14 protein-coding genes are annotated in these 17,007 nt (G+C 61.9%); 11 read left to right on the forward strand and 3 right to left on the reverse strand.

Going from position 1 to position 17,007, the window contains the following annotated elements:
- Nucleotides 1-144: 144 nt before the first annotated feature.
- From E0H22_RS11280 to E0H22_RS11330, 11 genes are all read left to right on the forward strand, one after another.
- Nucleotides 145-2,109: an ABCB family ABC transporter ATP-binding protein/permease gene (locus tag E0H22_RS11280; RefSeq protein WP_283818816.1), complete on the forward strand. Its 1,965-nt coding sequence runs from the start codon at nucleotides 145-147 to the stop codon at nucleotides 2,107-2,109.
- Between the two features lie 50 nt (nucleotides 2,110-2,159).
- Nucleotides 2,160-2,858 (forward strand): phosphatidylserine decarboxylase, encoded by a 699-nt coding sequence (locus tag E0H22_RS11285; RefSeq protein WP_233025728.1) that lies wholly within the window; start codon nucleotides 2,160-2,162, stop codon nucleotides 2,856-2,858.
- A 74-nt stretch (nucleotides 2,859-2,932) separates the two neighbouring features.
- On the forward strand, nucleotides 2,933-3,790 hold the full coding sequence (pssA, locus tag E0H22_RS11290) for a CDP-diacylglycerol--serine O-phosphatidyltransferase (protein ID WP_233025729.1): 858 nt from the start codon (nucleotides 2,933-2,935) through the stop codon (nucleotides 3,788-3,790).
- 60 nt (nucleotides 3,791-3,850) lie between these two features.
- Nucleotides 3,851-4,567, forward strand: coding sequence for an RraA family protein (locus tag E0H22_RS11295; protein ID WP_233025730.1), 717 nt, complete (start codon nucleotides 3,851-3,853; stop codon nucleotides 4,565-4,567).
- 207 nt (nucleotides 4,568-4,774) lie between these two features.
- Nucleotides 4,775-5,548, forward strand: a complete 774-nt coding sequence (locus tag E0H22_RS11300) for a motility protein A (RefSeq protein ID WP_233025731.1) — start codon at nucleotides 4,775-4,777, stop codon at nucleotides 5,546-5,548.
- A gap of 29 nt (nucleotides 5,549-5,577) precedes the next feature.
- Nucleotides 5,578-6,408, forward strand: a complete 831-nt coding sequence (locus E0H22_RS11305; RefSeq protein ID WP_233025732.1) for an OmpA/MotB family protein — start codon at nucleotides 5,578-5,580, stop codon at nucleotides 6,406-6,408.
- A 151-nt stretch (nucleotides 6,409-6,559) separates the two neighbouring features.
- Nucleotides 6,560-8,464 (forward strand): potassium transporter Kup, encoded by a 1,905-nt coding sequence (locus E0H22_RS11310; protein ID WP_233025733.1) that lies wholly within the window; start codon nucleotides 6,560-6,562, stop codon nucleotides 8,462-8,464.
- A gap of 126 nt (nucleotides 8,465-8,590) precedes the next feature.
- Nucleotides 8,591-10,513, forward strand: coding sequence for a potassium transporter Kup (locus tag E0H22_RS11315; RefSeq protein ID WP_233025734.1), 1,923 nt, complete (start codon nucleotides 8,591-8,593; stop codon nucleotides 10,511-10,513).
- A gap of 263 nt (nucleotides 10,514-10,776) precedes the next feature.
- The gene (locus tag E0H22_RS11320) at nucleotides 10,777-11,097 is read left to right on the forward strand and encodes a rhodanese-like domain-containing protein (protein ID WP_233025735.1); all 321 of its coding nucleotides are present in this window, start codon (nucleotides 10,777-10,779) and stop codon (nucleotides 11,095-11,097) included.
- A gap of 7 nt (nucleotides 11,098-11,104) precedes the next feature.
- A complete protein-coding gene (locus E0H22_RS11325) occupies nucleotides 11,105-12,259 on the forward strand; it encodes an aminotransferase (RefSeq protein ID WP_233025736.1) in 1,155 nt (384 codons plus the stop codon).
- Between the two features lie 11 nt (nucleotides 12,260-12,270).
- On the forward strand, nucleotides 12,271-13,356 hold the full coding sequence (locus E0H22_RS11330; protein ID WP_283818817.1) for a polyamine ABC transporter substrate-binding protein: 1,086 nt from the start codon (nucleotides 12,271-12,273) through the stop codon (nucleotides 13,354-13,356).
- A gap of 155 nt (nucleotides 13,357-13,511) precedes the next feature.
- On the opposite strand, the gene E0H22_RS11335 is transcribed toward E0H22_RS11330, so the two are convergent.
- The 3 genes from E0H22_RS11335 to E0H22_RS11345 all read right to left on the reverse strand — a co-directional run bounded on the left by E0H22_RS11335 (nucleotide 13,512) and on the right by E0H22_RS11345 (nucleotide 16,982).
- Nucleotides 13,512-14,447, reverse strand: coding sequence for a lipid A biosynthesis lauroyl acyltransferase (locus E0H22_RS11335; RefSeq protein ID WP_233025738.1), 936 nt, complete (start codon nucleotides 14,445-14,447; stop codon nucleotides 13,512-13,514).
- Nucleotides 14,447-15,469, reverse strand: coding sequence for a zinc-binding dehydrogenase (locus E0H22_RS11340; protein ID WP_233025739.1), 1,023 nt, complete (start codon nucleotides 15,467-15,469; stop codon nucleotides 14,447-14,449). Before E0H22_RS11340 ends, E0H22_RS11335 begins: the two co-directional genes overlap by 1 nt.
- Nucleotides 15,470-15,701: 232 nt before the next feature.
- The gene (locus tag E0H22_RS11345; RefSeq protein ID WP_233025740.1) at nucleotides 15,702-16,982 is read right to left on the reverse strand and encodes a beta-ketoacyl-ACP synthase; all 1,281 of its coding nucleotides are present in this window, start codon (nucleotides 16,980-16,982) and stop codon (nucleotides 15,702-15,704) included.
- Between the last annotated feature and the right edge of the window lie 25 nt (nucleotides 16,983-17,007).

A 17,007-nucleotide genomic window follows, 5' to 3' on the forward strand; every position in this document is an offset into this window, starting at 1 on the left:
AAATGATCCCCGATGCAGTCCGCCAACGGTAAATGATTCTTCGCAAGGGTGCGACAACGCGTCAAAGCTCCTATATGACGGCGATGACAATGACGTTTCCTGCGCGGCCCGGCGCCGCTGCTCGTCTTCTGCCGGGTGCGATCGATGACCGACAACTCTTCCAATAAGATGCCGAACAAGGTTCCAGCCGATCAGCTGGGGCAGGCGACACTGCTCGGCACGCTCAGACATCTGTGGCCCTATATCTGGCCGAGCGATCGCGCTGATCTGAAGCGCCGTGTCGTATGGTCGATGGTGCTGCTGCTGGTCGCCAAGCTTGCCACGTTGATCGTGCCTTTCACCTTCAAATGGGCGACCGACGCGCTCAGCGGCACCGGTTCGGCGCCGATTGCGCCATCGAACTGGATGCTGTGGCTGATCGCTTCGCCACTGGCGATGACGGCGAGCTACGGGCTGGTGCGCATCTTGATGGCGCTGTTTACGCAATGGCGCGATGGCATCTTCGCCAGCGTCGCCATGCATGCGGTACGCAAACTTGCCTATCTGACATTCGTGCATATGCACGAGCTGTCGCTGCGTTTCCATCTGGAGCGCAAGACTGGCGGCCTGACGCGCGTGCTCGAGCGCGGACGCGAGGGTATCGAGGTCATCGTCCGCATGGTTATCCTGCAGGCGATTCCTACGGTGGTCGAACTCGCGCTGGTGATGGCGGTGCTGGTCTGGCAGTTCGACTGGCGCTATGTCGTCGTGGTGGCTCTGACGGTGGTTGTCTATTGCTCGTTCACCTATGTCGCCACCGAGTGGCGCATCGGCATCCGTCGCCGCATGAACGAGTCTGACAGCGAGGCGAATACCAAGGCGATCGACTCGCTGCTGAACTACGAGACGGTAAAGTATTTCAGCGCCGAGGCGCGCGAGGCCGAACGGTACGATCGCAGCGTCGAGCGCTTCGAGCGCGCCAGCGTGAAGACCTATACGTCGCTCGCCGTGCTCAATGCCGGGCAGGCTGTCATCTTCACCATCGGCCTGACGCTGACCATGGTCCTGTGCGCCATCGGCGTCCGTGACGGTACGCATACGGTGGGCGATTTCGTCATGGTCAACGCGATGATGATTCAGCTCTATCAGCCTTTGAATCTCGTCGGCATGATGTATCGCGAGATCAAGCAGGCGATCATCGACCTGGAGAAGATGTTCGGCGTGCTGAATCGAGATGCCGAGGTGAAGGATCGCATCGGCGCCGCGCCGTTGGTGGTGACGTCCGGAGCGATCCGCTTCGACGATGTGCGTTTTGCTTACGATCCGGAACGGCCGATCCTGAAAGGCCTGAGCTTCGAAGTGCCGGCCGGCAAAACGGTCGCCGTGGTCGGCCCGTCCGGCGCCGGCAAGTCGACGATCTCGCGGCTGCTGTTTCGTCTGTATGACGTCTCAGGCGGACGCATTACCATCGACGGTCAGGACATTCGCGACGTCACGCAGTCGTCGCTGCGCGCGAGCATCGGCATGGTGCCGCAGGACACCGTACTGTTCAACGACACCATCCGTTACAACATCCGTTATGGCCGCTGGGATGCGACCGATGCCGAGGTGGAGGAGGCGGCGCGGATGGCGCAGATCGATCCGTTCATTCGCATGGCTCCAAAGGGTTACGAGACCGAGGTAGGCGAACGTGGCCTCAAGCTTTCGGGCGGCGAGAAACAGCGCGTGGCGATCGCGCGCACCGTGCTGAAGGCGCCGCCCATCCTGCTGCTGGACGAGGCGACATCGGCACTCGACAGTCACACCGAGCAGGAGATTCAAGATGCGCTGGAAAAGGTCTCGCGGGGCCGTACCTCGCTGGTGATCGCGCATCGGCTGTCCACCATCGTCGGCGCCGACGAGATCATCGTGCTCGAGCAGGGCCGCATCGCCGAACGTGGTACACATGAGCAGCTTATGGTGGCCGACGGCCTTTATGCCAGCATGTGGAACCGGCAGCGCGAGGCGGAAGCCGCCCGCGAGCGGCTGGCCCAGATCGATGACGAGGATGCGGCGCCCAACCGCCGTCCGCCGCTGGTGGCGGAAGAGGGAGAAGGGGAGGCCGTCGCAAGACATGACGCGGCGGAATAATCTCTGCTAAAGCAGACGCAGATTTTTCTGAACACAGGTCCCAAGCACTCATGTCCATCGCCAATTCCATCCGTGGCCAGATTCCCCCGATCCACAAGGAGGGCTATCCGTTCATCGGCATTTTCGCGCTGGCGAGCCTGGTTCTGTTCTGGATCTGGACGCCGCTCGGCTGGATCGGTACCGGCCTGACCGTCTGGTGCGCGCTGTTCTTCCGCGATCCGGTTCGCGTCACCCCCATCCGCGAAGGCGTCGTTGTGTCGCCGGCCGACGGCAAGGTGTCGATGGTGCAGCCGGTGCTGCCGCCGGCCGAGCTCGGTCTTGGCGATCAGCCGCTGTTGCGCATTTCGGTGTTCATGAGCGTGTTCAACGTGCACGTGAACCGCAGCCCGGTGGCCGGGCGGATCGAGCGCATCGCCTATCGGCCCGGAAAGTTCATCAATGCCGAGCTGGACAAGGCCAGCGAGGACAACGAGCGCAATTCGCTGGTTATCTCGACCCCGGGCGGCCGCATCGGCGTGGTGCAGATCGCCGGTCTGGTGGCGCGGCGAATCGTCTCCTTCGTGCGCGAGGGGCAGGTGCTGGAGGCCGGCGAGCGCTTCGGCCTGATCCGCTTCGGGTCCCGCCTCGACATCTATCTTCCGGAAGGCAGCAAGGCGTTGGTCGCGGTGGGGCAGACGGCGATCGCCGGCGAGACGGTGCTCGCGGACTTCCGCATCGGCGACGGCGGACGCACCTACCGGACCGATTAACCGCATTGGCGGGCCTGCCACGGCCCGCGGGTGCCGTCATGGCGGACCCAGGTGGGGTCTGCTAAGGTCGGTTCATGGAAATGCCTGACACTCCCCAAATCCCCGAAACCCGTCGCCGCCGGTTCCGCACCATCCCGATCCGGATGCTGGTGCCGAATCTCATCACCTTGCTGGCAATCTGCGCCGGCCTGACCGCGATCCGGCTGTCCACGGAAGGCCGGATGGAGCTTGCGGTGGCCGCCATCGTGTTTGCCGCGGTGCTGGACGGCGTCGATGGCCGCATCGCGAGGATGATCAAGGGCCAGTCGAAATTCGGCGCCGAGCTGGATAGTTTGGCCGATTTCGTCAATTTTGGCGTGGCGCCGGGGCTGATCCTGTATTTCTGGCTGCTGCACGACCTCAACAATGTCGGCTGGATCGCTTCGATGGTGTTTGCCATCGCCGGCTCCCTGCGGCTGGCGCGCTTCAACGCCACCATGGACGATCCGGACAAGCCGGCTTTTGCCGCCAACTATTTCACAGGCATGCCGGCGCCGCTCGGTGCGATCACGGTGATGCTGCCGGTCTATCTGTCGTTCCTTGACGTGCCGACGCCTCCGGCCGTGATCACCACTGCCTATGTGCTCGTGATCGGTTTCCTGATGGTGTCGCGCCTGCCGGTGTTCTCCGGCAAAGCCGTGAACATGCGGGTGCCGCGCGAACTGGTGCTGCTGATCTCCGCATCGGTAGTGCTCTTCGTGGCGCTGCTCATCGGTTACCCCTGGCATATGCTCTCGCTGATCTCGATCGGCTATTTGGCCAGCCTGCCATTCGGCTGGAAGTCCTATCGCGAGCAGGAGCGCGCGCTGGCAGCGCAGACGGAGGCAAGCGGGCAGGCACAGGGTGCGGAGCCGCTGCCATCATCCGACGACCCGCTGCCGCCTTTGCCTTGACTGGCGGCGATAAGATCCCCGGCAACGACCGGGTAAAATCATCAAAAGGGAGAAAACACCGTGACGAAGCCCGATACCCTGCTGCCCGCATCCGTGCTCGAGGCGCTCCGCCGCTACGATACGCCGACGATCTGCAACGCGCTGGAGATCGTGGCGCCGGAGCGCCGCCTGATCGGCTACACCACGCGGCCGCTGGTCTGCCCGTTCCCCAACCTGCCGCCGATCGTGGGCTATGCGCGAACCGCCACCATCCGCGCCACGGTGGCATCCGGTCTGCCTGCGGCGGAGCAGAAGGCGCGGCGTCTGGCCTATTACGAATATGTCGGCAGCGGCCCCGGACCGCAGATCAGCGTCATCCAGGATATCGACGGGCCGGATGCCGGTTATGGCGCATTCTGGGGCGAGGTGAACAGCGCAGTGCATAAAGCGCTCGGATGCCTCGGCGTCATCACCGACGGTTCGATCCGCGATATTCCGCAATGGGCCGACGGCTTCCAGGCGCTGGCGGGATCGATCGGTCCGTCCCATGCACATGTTCATGTCACCGACTTCGGCCATGAAGTGAGGGTTGCCGGCATGACGGTCGCCTCCGGCGATTTGATCCACGCGGACAGTCACGGCGCAGTCGTGATTCCGCCGGATGTGGCAGCCAAGCTGCCGGACGCCGCCGAGCTTTGCGCACGACGCGAGGAGCCGATTCTGGCCGTCGCACGCGATCCGTCTTTCTCGCTGGCCAAGCTGCGCGATGCGATGGCGAAGGCTTCGGAGATTCACTGACGCAAAACGCGGGCGACATGCGGAGGCGGAAACATCTCCGCATTTTCGTTCCGGCCAGCGCCGTTCCGACGTTAAGCCATCGTTAATGCGAGGTGAACGGTAACCCGTCTTTAATCGTAGTATCGCTAAGTTGCCTCCGTGCGCTCGATGGGAGCGCGCCGCCGTCCAGGACGGACGAGAGTCGGTACGCGTAGCGTCGGAGCTGTCATGGATATCACAACACTGCTCGGTTTTGTCGCCGGTGTCATCGTGTTGGTCACCCTCGTCCTGATGGGCGGCAGCTTCGGGATGTTCTACGACGTCCACGCCGTCATCATCATTTTCGGCGGTTCGTTTGCTGCCACGCTCATCCGCTTTCCGCTCTCGTCGATCCTTCATGGCATGCCGCTCGGCGCCAAATTCGCGTTCACGCTCAGCCGTCTGAACGCCCGCGATCTCGTCGACGAACTCGCCCGCATCGCTGAGATCGCGCGCAAGCAGGGGCCGGTCGGTCTGGAGAAGGTCGAGACTGCCGATCCGTTTCTTGCCAAGGGCATTCGCTTCGTGGCCGACGGTTACGACCTCGAATTCATTCGCGACAATCTTGAGCGCGACCGCGATAATTTCCTCATGCATCTCGACGAAGGCTCGAAGATCTATCGTGCGATCGGCGATTGTGCTCCGGCCTTCGGAATGATCGGCACGCTGATCGGCATGGTGCAGATGTTCTCGAACATGTCGGATCCCTCGAAGCTCGGCCCGTTCATGGCGGTCGCGCTGCTGGCAACGCTCTATGGCGCCATCGTCGGCAATCTCGTCTGCCTGCCGATCGCCGACAAGCTGCACGTCAAGGTGCTGGACGAGGAGACCAACCGCACGCTGATCATCGACGGCATTCTGATGATCCGCGATTCCAAGAGCCCGGCGCTGGTGCGAGAAATGCTGCTGGCCTATCTGCCGGAGAAGCATCGACACGAAGAGGGTGAGCCGGTCCCGGCATAGTGGCTGCTGGATCTGCGGAGTAGCGGCAGATGGCCAAGAAAAAGCGCGGCGCGGCACATGGCGGTCACGGCTGGTTCGTGACCTTTGCCGACCTGATGGCGTTGCTCATGAGTTTCTTCGTGATGCTCGTGGCGTTCTCGACGCAGGACTCGGCAAAGCTCAAAATCGTCGCCGGTTCGATGCGCGAGGCGTTCGGCGTACAGACCGACGCCCGCTATTCCGGCATCATCGAATCCGACGGTCTGCCCACGCGCGGCCTGGCCAAGAACAAAGATCATGTTTCGCCGCAGGATGCCTCCAACGTCACTACCCCTGACGAAAAGTCGGCCACTGCGCGTGCGTCCGGTGCGAGGCTGAAGCTGGACCGCGAATTCGCGCTGGCCTCGGCTTCGCTGCGGCAAGCGCTGCAGGACATGCCCGAGATCACCGAAATCTCCAAGAACATCATGTTCGAGGAAACCAAGGAGGGTCTCAATCTCGAAATCATCGACCAGAACGGCCGCTCGATGTTTGCTGAAGGTTCGAAGGTTCCGTATGAGCGTACCCGGCAGTTGCTGCAAAAACTGGCGGTTCCGCTAAAAGCCACACCATTGCGGGTGGCGATCGTCGGCCACACAGCCGCGGGCTTCGTGCCGTCGCGGAACGATTACGATGCGTTCGATCTGTCATCGGATCGCGCCAATGTCGTCCGCCAGATCCTCGAACGGGAAGGGTTGCCGCCGTCGCATATCTTCTCGGTGTCCGGTAAAGCCGACAGCCAACCGCTGTTCCCGGACGATCCGACAATGGCGGCCAATCGGCGCGTGACCATCACGCTGATGCGGGAAGACCCGCCACTCCCGCCGAACCTCAAACCGTAGTGCAGTCAAATCCTTTTTTTGCTGCTCCACGCCCTTTTTGCCATGTCCCGGGAGAGGCATCTGGCAGCGGGATCGGCTAGGCTGGCGGTTGACTGGCATGGTCCGGCACGCCATAGCGGGCGCCGGATTATTCTTAGGCGTTACCACCGGCATGGCTGTCACGGAAACAACAGGCGAGGTTACGACCGAAGCTCCGGCGGCGCAGGCCAGTTTCTGGTCCCTCATGGTCGGCAGCATCGGTGTCGTGTTCGGCGACATCGGAACCTCGCCACTCTACGCATTTCGCGAAGCGGTTCACGGCGCCACTCATGGTGGTCCTCCGACGCCTGTCATCGTGCTCGGGGTCCTGTCGCTGATCCTGTGGGCGCTGTTCATCGTCGTCACCGTCAAATACGTGCTGTTCCTGTTGCGCGCCGACAATAACGGCGAGGGAGGAACATTGTCGCTGATGGCGCTCGGTCAACGCGCGCTCGGTCGTCAGAGCTGGATTTTGCTTGCGCTTGGCGTGCTTGGCGCCTCGATGTTCATCGGTGATTCCATGATTACGCCGGCGATCTCCGTGTTGTCGGCAGTCGAGGGGCTCAAGCTCAAGGCTCCGGCACTCGAGCCCTATGTCGTTCCGATCACCATCATCATCCTCGTTGCGCTTTTCTCGGTGCAGCGGATCGGCACAGCCAAAGTAGCCTCCGCTTTCGGCCCGATCATGATCGTCTGGTTTTCCGCACTCGCATTGATGGGAGCTTCGCATATTTCAGACGACCCGACGGTGCTGAAGGCAATCAATCCGTACTATGCGGTGCAGTTCATGCTTACGCATGGCACGATCGGTCTGGTAACGCTCGGTGCAGTGTTCCTGGCGGTGACTGGCGGCGAGGCGCTCTATGCCGATCTCGGCCATTTCGGTCGCAGGCCGATCCAGTATGGCTGGTTCTTCTTCGTGCTGCCGGCGTTGCTGATCAATTATTTCGGGCAGGGTGCGCTCGTGCTGTCCAATCCGATGGCCATCGAAAATCCATTCTATCGCATGGCACCGGAAGCGATGCTGATTCCGCTGGTCGTGCTTGCCACCGCAGCCACCGTCATCGCCAGCCAGGCTGTGATCACCGGCGCCTATTCGCTGGTTCGCCAGGCGGTGCAACTCGGTCTGCTGCCTCGCTTCGAGGTCCGCTTCACTTCGGAAACGCATGCCGGGCAGATTTATCTGCCGCGCGTCAATCGCCTGCTCCTGATCGGCGTCGTGCTGCTGGTGCTAATGTTCAAGTCATCGAGCGGGTTGGCTTCGGCCTATGGCATCGCTGTGTCCACCACGATGGTTGTGGATGGCATCATGGGTTTCGTGGTGATCTGGAAGTTGTGGAACTGGAAGGCAGCGACAGCCTTCGCGCTGATCGCGCCACTGGTCTTCGTCGATCTGACCTTCCTGAGCGCCAATCTTCTGAAACTGCTCGAAGGCGGTTGGGTGCCGCTGCTGTTCGGTCTGCTGGTCGCCGGTATGATCTGGACGTGGCGGCGTGGCGCCGCGATCCTGATCCTCAAGACCCGTCGCACCGAAGTGCCGTTGCGCGATCTCATCAAAAGTCTCGAGAAGCGCCCGCCGCATATCGTGAAAGGCACTGCGGTATTTCTCACCAGCGATCCCGAATTTGTGCCGACGGCGCTGCTGCATAATCTGAAGCACAACAAGGTGCTGCACGAGCATAATGTCATCCTGACCATCGAGACCGCGCAGACTCCGAAGGTCGATCTAACCGAGCGCGTGCGGATGGAGAACATCAGCGACAAGTTCTCAATGGTGAAGCTGCGCTTCGGCTTCATGGAACAGCCGAATGTGCCGAAAGCGCTCGTCATCGCGCGAAAACTCGGCTGGCAGTTCGACATCATGGCGACGTCCTTCTTCGTGTCGCGGCGTTCGCTGAAGCCGTCGGCGCAATCGGGGATGCCGCTGTGGCAGGACCACATCTTCATTGCGCTCAGCCGCTCGGCCAACGATGCCACCGACTACTTCCAGATCCCGACCGGCCGTGTCGTGGAAGTTGGTACTCAGGTAACGATCTAGCGGCCGCCTTTTGTCGTTTGCGGTTCGCGGATTTGCGCTAGACTGAGGGAGATCATCGGGGCCGGGAAAGGCCTCGCTGCCCCGTTGTTCAGATGCCCGTACAGACAGCTGCCCGAGGCCATTTCCATGACAAGCGATAATGCCACTCCCGCCGTGGACCCCCCGGCGGATGCGGGCCATGGCCATTCCACGGCGAGTTTCGGCTCGCTGATCCTGGGCTGCATCGGCGTGGTCTATGGCGACATCGGCACCAGCCCGCTTTATGCATTTCGTGAGGCCATCATCGCCGCAGGCGGGCATAAGGCGCCGGGCGTGGGCAATGAGGCCATCCTCGGCGTTCTCTCACTGATCCTGTGGGCGCTGATTATCGTGGTCACGCTCAAATATGTCGTGATCCTGCTGCGTGCCGACAATAACGGGGAGGGCGGACCGCTGGCTTTGATGGCGCTCGCGCAACGTGCCATCGGATCGCGGGGGACGACGATCGCAATGCTCGGCATCATCAGCGCGGCGTTGTTCTATGGCGATGCAGTGATTACACCGGCGCTGTCGGTGCTGTCGGCGATCGAGGGCGTCAAGCTCGTGACCTCGGCCTTCGATCCCTATGTGGTACCGATCACCATCGTTATTCTGGTGGCGCTGTTTGCCGTGCAGTCGCGCGGCACCGCGAGGGTAGCAACCTTCTTCGGTCCGATCATGGTGCTGTGGTTCACCGTCATCGCCGCTGCCGCGATTCCGCAGATCGTCCAGCATCCCGAAGTGCTCGCGGCGCTCAATCCCTGGCATGCGATCTACTTCATGTTTCATCACGGCATCGTTGCCTTCGTGACGCTGGGTGCGGTGTTCCTGGCGGTCACCGGGGCTGAGGCGCTGTATGCCGATCTCGGCCATTTCGGCAAGAAGCCGATCCGGCTCGCCTGGCTGTTCCTCGTCCTGCCGTCGCTGGCGCTGAACTATTTCGGGCAGGCGGCGCTGGTAATGCATGATCCGACCGCGCTGGAGAATCCGTTCTATCTGATGTTCCCCGATTGGGCGCTGATCCCGATGGTGATCCTGGCGGCCACCGCTACGGTGATCGCCAGCCAGGCCGTCATCACCGGCGCTTATTCGCTGACACGGCAGGCGATCCAGCTCGGCCTGCTGCCGCGCTTCGAAATCCGCCATACGTCGGAGTCGCATTCCGGCCAAATCTATATTCCGCGCGTCAACATGCTGCTGTTGATCGTCGTGATCGTGCTGGTGGTGATGTTCAAATCATCGAGTTCGCTGGCGTCGGCTTACGGCATCTCGGTTACCGGAACGATGGTTGTGACTGCGATGATGGGCTTCGTGGTGATCTGGCGCGGCTGGAAGTGGTCGGCGATCGCGGCGGGGGCGCTCATCGTGCCGTTCCTGGTCATCGATCTCACCTTCCTGACGGCCAACCTGTTGAAGGTTTTCGACGGCGGCTGGGTGCCGTTGGCCATGGGCGGAGCCATCGTATTGCTGATGTATACGTGGCGACGGGGCAGCCGGCTGTTGTTCGAGAAGTCGCGAAAACTGGAGTTCCCGCTCGCTGATCTTGTCGCCATGCTGGAGAAGCGACCGCCGCAGCGCGTGCCCGGAACGGCGGTGTTTCTCACCAGCGATCCACTCAGCGCGCCGACCGCGCTGATGCATAGTCTGAAGCACTACAAGGTGCTGCATGAGAAGAACGTTATTCTCACGATCGAGACAGCGCCGACACCGAAGGTGGATATTGCCGAGCGCGTGCGCATGGAGGAGATCAGTGCGACCTTCTCGAAGATCACGCTGCGTTTCGGTTTCATGGAATCGCCGAATGTACCCAAAGCCCTCGCCATCGCGCGGAAAACGGGATGGCAGTTCGACATCATGGCAACCTCGTTTTTCCTGTCGCGGCGTGCGCTGAAGCCGGCCGCGCATTCCGGCATGCCGCGCTGGCAGGATCATTTGTTCATCGGTCTCAGCCGCACGGCCAATGACGCCACCGACTACTTCTCGATCCCGACGGGCAGGGTGGTCGAGGTGGGCACCCAGGTGACGATTTAGACTTCCTTGTATCCCGGACGCGGCGCAGCGTGTAACGCTGCTCCGCAGAGCCGGGATCGCCACGAACGCCGGCGTTCGTTAGGGCCCCGGTTCTGCGAAGCAATGCTTGGCATTGCATCGCGCCCGGGGCACGGATGCCCGATTTATTCGTCTCTTTGCGAGCTTGATTTTCGGCCTCCAAAGCGCGAGTTTGGCCCCCGAAAACAGGGGCCGATCCGGCCCCTTCTGATTTGCTCCGGACGCCGGAGTACAGGAGGTTTGTGGTGGCAGGCGAAGTTCAGGATTTGACGCCAGAGGAAGTCGCACAGGGCATCAAGGACGGCAGGTATCTGCTGGTCGATGTGCGCGAGCCGAACGAGGTCGAAGTCGAAGCCTATCCGGATTCCGTGGTGGTGCCGCTCTCGACCTTCGACCCCGCGCAGATTCCCGATCCGGCCGGCAAAGAGGTCGTGTTCGCGTGCCGCTCGGGTAAACGCTCGGTGACTGCCTCGCTCGCGGCGCAGGCTGCGGGTCTCGCTTACGACAAGCACCTTGCCGGTGGCATCATTGGCTGGAAAGCCGCGGGCCTGCCGACGAAAGCCTGATCCTTCGATGAACAAGATTTTCTCGGAGCTGCCCGTCACCGTCTTCGAGGCGATGTCGCAGCTCGCTCGCGACAATAACGCCATCAATCTCGGCCAGGGTTTTCCCGATCATCCCGGTCCCGACGACATCCGTCAGGCCGCAGCAGACGCCACTATTCACGGCTACAACCAGTATCCGTCGATGATGGGTATCCCAGAGCTGCGTCAGGCCATCGCTACGCATTATCAGCACTGGCACAAGCTGGCGCTGGATCCGATGACCGAGGTGATGGTGACGTCGGGTGGCACCGAAGCGCTGACCTCCTCGATCCTGGCCGTGGTGCAGCCGGGCGATGAAGTGGTGGTGTTCCAGCCTGTCTACGACAGCTATCTGCCGATCATCCGGCAGGCTGGCGGCATTCCGCGACTTGTCAGCTTGAAGCCTCCGCACTGGCGGCTAACGGAGGAGGATCTGCGTGCCGTCTTCAATCACAAGACCCGCGCTGTCCTGTTCAATTCGCCGCTCAATCCGGCGGCGGTGGTTTATCCGCGCGAAGATCTCGAACTGCTGGCAAGGTTCTGCCAGGAGTTCGATGCCATTGCGATCTGCGATGAAGTGTGGGAGCACGTCACCTTCGACGGCCACGAGCACATCCCGCTGATCACCATTCCGGGCATGCGCGACCGTACCATCAAGGTCGGTTCGGCCGGCAAAATCTTCTCGCTGACCGGCTGGAAGATCGGCTTCGTCTGTGCCGCCCCGCATCTGCTCCGCGTCTGCGCCAAAGTGCATCAATTCCTGACCTTCACCACGGCGCCGAACCTGCAGGTGGCGGTAGCCTATGGGCTCGGCAAACCGGACGAATACTTCAAGTCGATGCGCGCCGATCTCGCGCGCAGCCGCGATCGTCTGGCGGCAGGCCTCGAGCGGATCGGCTTTCCGGTGATCAGGTCGCAGGGGACATACTTCCTGACGGTCGATCTGTCGCCGCTTGGGCTCAACGAGACCGATGAGGATTTCTGCAAGCGCATCGTCACGCAATACAAGGTGGCGGGCATTCCGGTGTCGGCCTTCTATGAGCAGGACAAGGTGACCTCGGTAGTGCGCTTCTGTTTTGCGAAGAACGACGCGACGCTGGATGCTGCACTGGAACGGCTGTCGGACGCGGTGCATCGACGTTGAAGGAGATGACCATGCGCAAGGCGGGACTGGCATTGGTTGCACTGTTGCTGGCCTCACCCGCAGGGGCGCAGCAGCGCGTGGTCAATTTTTACAACTGGTCGAACTATATGGCGCCGGGAGTCCTGGAGGACTTCACCAAAGAGACCGGCATCAAGGTCGTCTACGACACGTTCGACGCCAATGAGACGCTGGAGACGCGCTTACTCGCCGGCAAGTCCGGTTACGACGTCGTCGTGCCCACGGCCTATTTCCTGCAGCGTCAGATCAAGGCGAAGGTGTTTCAGCCGCTCGACAAGAGCAAGCTGCCGAATCTCGCCAACGCCTGGCCGGAAGTGACAAAACGCCTCGCGATCTATGATGCCGACAATGCGCACGCCGCCAACTACATGTGGGGCACCACGGGGATCGGCTACAACGTCAAGCAGGTTGCCAAAATCCTCGGCCCGGATGCGAAGATCGATAGCTGGGATATCGTCTTCAAGCCGGAAAGCCTCGCAAGATTCAAGGATTGCGGCGTTCACATGCTGGACAGCGCTGATGACATCCTGCCGGCGGCGTTGAATTATCTCGGCCTCGATCCGAACTCGACCAAGCAGCCAGATCTTGAAAAGGCGGCGGATCTGATCGCGAAGATCAGGCCGAGCGTTCGGAAATTTCATTCGTCCGAATATCTGAATGGCCTGGCCACTGGCGAAATCTGCCTCGTGGTGGGGTGGTCCGGCGACATCATCCAGGCCAGAGCGCGGGCTGCCGAGGCCAGGAACGGCGTCGAGATCGGCTATGCGATCCCGAAAGAGGGCGCGCAGATGTTTTTCGACAATTTCGCGATTCCGGCGGACGCGAACAATGTCGCCGAGGCTTACGAGCTGATCAACTATCTCTATCGGCCGGAAGTCGCCGCGAAGAACTCGAATTTCCTCGGCTACGCCAATGGCAATCTGGCGAGCCAGAAGTTGGTGGATGCGAAGATCATCGAAGACAAGACGATCTATCCGGACGAGGCGATGCTGGCGAAGCTGTTTATCATCACGGCACGCGATCCGCAGACGCAGCGCGTGATCAACCGGTTGTGGACCAAGGTGAAGACGGGGAAGTGAGCGACACCGTTAAGGCTCCGTTCTCATCCTGAGGAGCCGCGCAGCGGCGTCTCGAAGGATGGCCGCAACCGCAGAGCCAAGCCAACATGGTTCGAGACGGCGCCAAAAGGCGCCTCCTCACCATGAGGGCGGAGTGGGCGGCAAGAGTGCCACAGCTAACGCCACCTTCTGTGCAGCCACAGCCACTGATCCGGATATTCGCGGATCCAGCCTTCCAGCACCGACGTCACTGCCTGCATGGTGCCTGCGATGTCGACCTTGCCGTCGGCCGTGCGCACCGGCTTCACTTCCTCGGACAGCTCGATGCGGAAGCGATGGTTTGGCAAGCGGATCACGCGCACGCCATGGATCGGGCAATCGACCTGACGCAGCAGGCGCGGCAACATGGGATTGGCGCGTGTCTTGCGGCCGAAGAAATCCACCTCGGCGCCCTTGGTGAACCATTGGTCCACCAGCATCGCCACATGCTTGCCCTCGTCGAGCGCATGCGCGAGCTTTACCGGTGCATCGTGGCTGGCGGCGATCAGATGGCCCATGCTCACCGCCCGGATTTTTTTAATGGCACGGTCCGCCGCCGCGATGTTCGGTGGGCGATACAGCACTGCGGTATCGAGCCCATGTGCGACAGCGGCGAGGGCAGGAATCTCCCAATTGCCGAGATGGCTCGCAAAGATCAGCGCAGGCTTTCCGTCATCGCGGAGCTGATCGAAAATCTCGCCGGTGCGCGCCGAAAATTCGACATTGCTCGGCTTGTCGGGGTTAGCGGGGTCGTAATCCCAGATGCGATCGAGATGCGCGAATTCGGCGCCGATGCGGCCGACATTGTCCCATACGCCAGTGACAATCCTGTCGATTTCTTCCGGCGACTTCTCAGGGAAGGCGGCGGTGAGATTCGCGCGCGCGATCTTGTCTTCGCGGAACAAGGGACCGATACGGCGGGTGATCTTGCCGAACAGGTTGGCGGTCTTGATCGGATCGAACCATCGCGTTGTGCGCAGCATGCCGATGGTCAGCGCGCCCACGGCAGCTTCGCCCGCTGGCTTCAGGGCGTCGCGGATGCGCGCCTTGGTGCGAAGCAGCAGGCGGAGCATCAGAAGTGGACGATGATCTTGCCGAACACCTGACGCGTCTCCATCCGCTTCAGCGCGGTGGCAACGTCATCAAGCGGCACTTCGGTGTCGATCACCGGCAGCATGCCGTCGGCCATCTTGTCGAGACTTTCGGCAATGTTGCGCATGGAGGCGCCGAAGGAGCCGAAGATGCGATATTGCTGCTGGAACAGCTGCATCAGATTGATGGTCGTCGACGGCCCCGAGGTCGAACCGCAGGTGACCAGACGACCGCCGCGCTTCATCACCAGCAGCGAGCCGTTGAACGTGTCGGCACCGACATGCTCGAATACGACATCGACACCTTTCTTCTTGGTGATTTTGCGTGTTTCGCCCTCGAAGCGGTCCTTGCGGTAGTTGATCACATGGTCGGCGCCGAGCTTCTTCACGCCTTCGATCTTGCTGTCGTCGCCCACGGTGGTGATGACAGTGCAGCCGATCTTTTTCGCCATCATGATGGCGACGGTACCGATGCCGGAGCCGCCGGCATGGACGAGGATCGTCTCGCCCGGCTGCAGCTTGGCATTGTCGAACAGCATATGCTGCACGGTGGAGAAGGCGATCGGTGCGCAAGCGATATCGCGGAAGCTCAGGCTGTCAGGGGCGGGGATCACGAGCCGCGCCGGCATGTTCATCAGCTCCCGCGCAAAACCGTCGATGTGGAAGCCATAAAGGCCGCCGACGTTTTCACAGAAATTGTCACGGCCTTCCTGGCAGGCCTTGCAGTGGCCGCAGGTCAGCGCGCCATACATGGCGACCTTCTGGCCTGGCTTGAAATTGGTCACGCCCTCGCCGACCGCTGCAATCTCGCCGGACGCTTCGGCGCCGATGGTGATCGGCAGCTTGCGCTTGGCGAAGGCCATGCCGCGATAGCCCCAGACGTCGATATGGTTGAGGCCGACCGCCTTGACGCGGATCTGCACTTCGCCGGCTAGGGGCGGCGGGGGCGGGGGAACGTCGGCGGTGATGAGCTCGCGTTCAGCAGCAAGATTGAGCGCACGCATAGGCCGCGTCTCCAGGGTCTAAGATGTTGATTTCTGAGGCCTGCGTATCGCCGGTTCACGCTGGCGCGTCAACCGGTTAGAGCCTTTGAACAGGTAGGTTTGGGGTCTTGGACGCCATGCGGCACGAAGTGCCGCTTCGCAGGGCCGGGACCATCACGAACTCCGGCGCATGGTACGGTTCCGGCCCCGCGGAGCGTTGCCAGGCCGTGCGCCGCGTTCGGGACATGAAATCTTAAACCGGTTCGCCGGTGAGGATCAGGGAGGCGTTCTGGCCGCCGAATCCGAACGAATTCGACATCACCGCCGTGACGCGGGCGTCGCGGGCGGTGTTGGGAACCACGTCGAACGGAATTGCCGGATCCGGAACATCGTAGTTGATGGTCGGCGGAATCCGCTGGTGTTCCAGCGTCAGCAGCGAGAACACCGCCTCGACGGCGCCGGCAGCCGATAGAGTGTGTCCGACCATCGACTTGTTCGACGACACCGGAATGGTCTTGGCGAGCTCACCGAACACGGTGGAGATGCCGAGATATTCCATCTTGTCGTTTTCCGGCGTGCCGGTGCCGTGGGCGTTGATGTAATCGATCTTGTCCACGGTCATGCCGGCATCGATCAGCGCGTTCTTCACGCAACCGATGATCGGCTTGCCGTCGGGGCTCGATCGGGTGCGGTGGAAACTGTCGGCGAGTTCGCCGCAGCCGGCAACGATGCCGAGGATCTTTGCGCCGCGCGCTTTGGCAGCCTCGAGGCTTTCCAGCACCAGCGCGCCGGCACCCTCGGCCATCACAAAGCCCTCGCGGTTCTTGGCGAAAGGACGGGAGGCCTTGGAGGGCGTCTCGTTGTTGGTCGAGAGCGCCGAGAGCAGCGAGAAGCGGATCAGCGCTTCCGGATTGACCGAGCCGTCGGTGCCGACACACAGAGCCGCATCGGCCTCGCCGCGGCGGATCGCCTCGACGCCGAGCTGGATCGCGGTCGCGCCGGAGGCGCAAGCGGTCGAGAGCGAGATCGGCGAACCCTTGGTGCCGAACGTATCGGCGAGGGTGTCAGCGACGGAGCCGAACAGGAAGCGGCGGTGATATTCGGTGAAGTTGCCGGAACCGGCAGCGCGCAGCAGTGTGTCGTAATTGATATCGGAGTTCGCGCCGCCGGCCTTGGCGAGCGCCTGGCGTTGCGGCCATTCCACCTCGACTGGGGCTACGGCCAGGAACAGCGGGCCGGGAAAGTCCCCTTTGGCGCCGATACCGGCCTGGGCGATGGCTTCCTCGGCGACGAGTTCGCCGAGCTTCTCGCAGAGATCAGTGGAGGAGAACGGATCGACATTCAGGAAATCGACCGTGCCGGCCATCGTGGTCTTCATGCCGTCGATGGGGAAGCGCGTGATGGTGCGGATACCGGATTCGCCGGCGGTCAGTTTATTCCAGTTGTCGGTCTTGCCGGCGCCGAGCGAAGTGGCAACGCCCATACCAGTGACGACGACGATCGGTCGGCCGAATTTATCGCGCGTTGCTGACATGTGTTCTCCGTTGCCCGTGCGGACC

The sequence above is a fragment of the Rhodopseudomonas boonkerdii genome, from assembly GCF_021184025.1.
Classification (GTDB): domain Bacteria; phylum Pseudomonadota; class Alphaproteobacteria; order Rhizobiales; family Xanthobacteraceae; genus Tardiphaga; species Tardiphaga boonkerdii.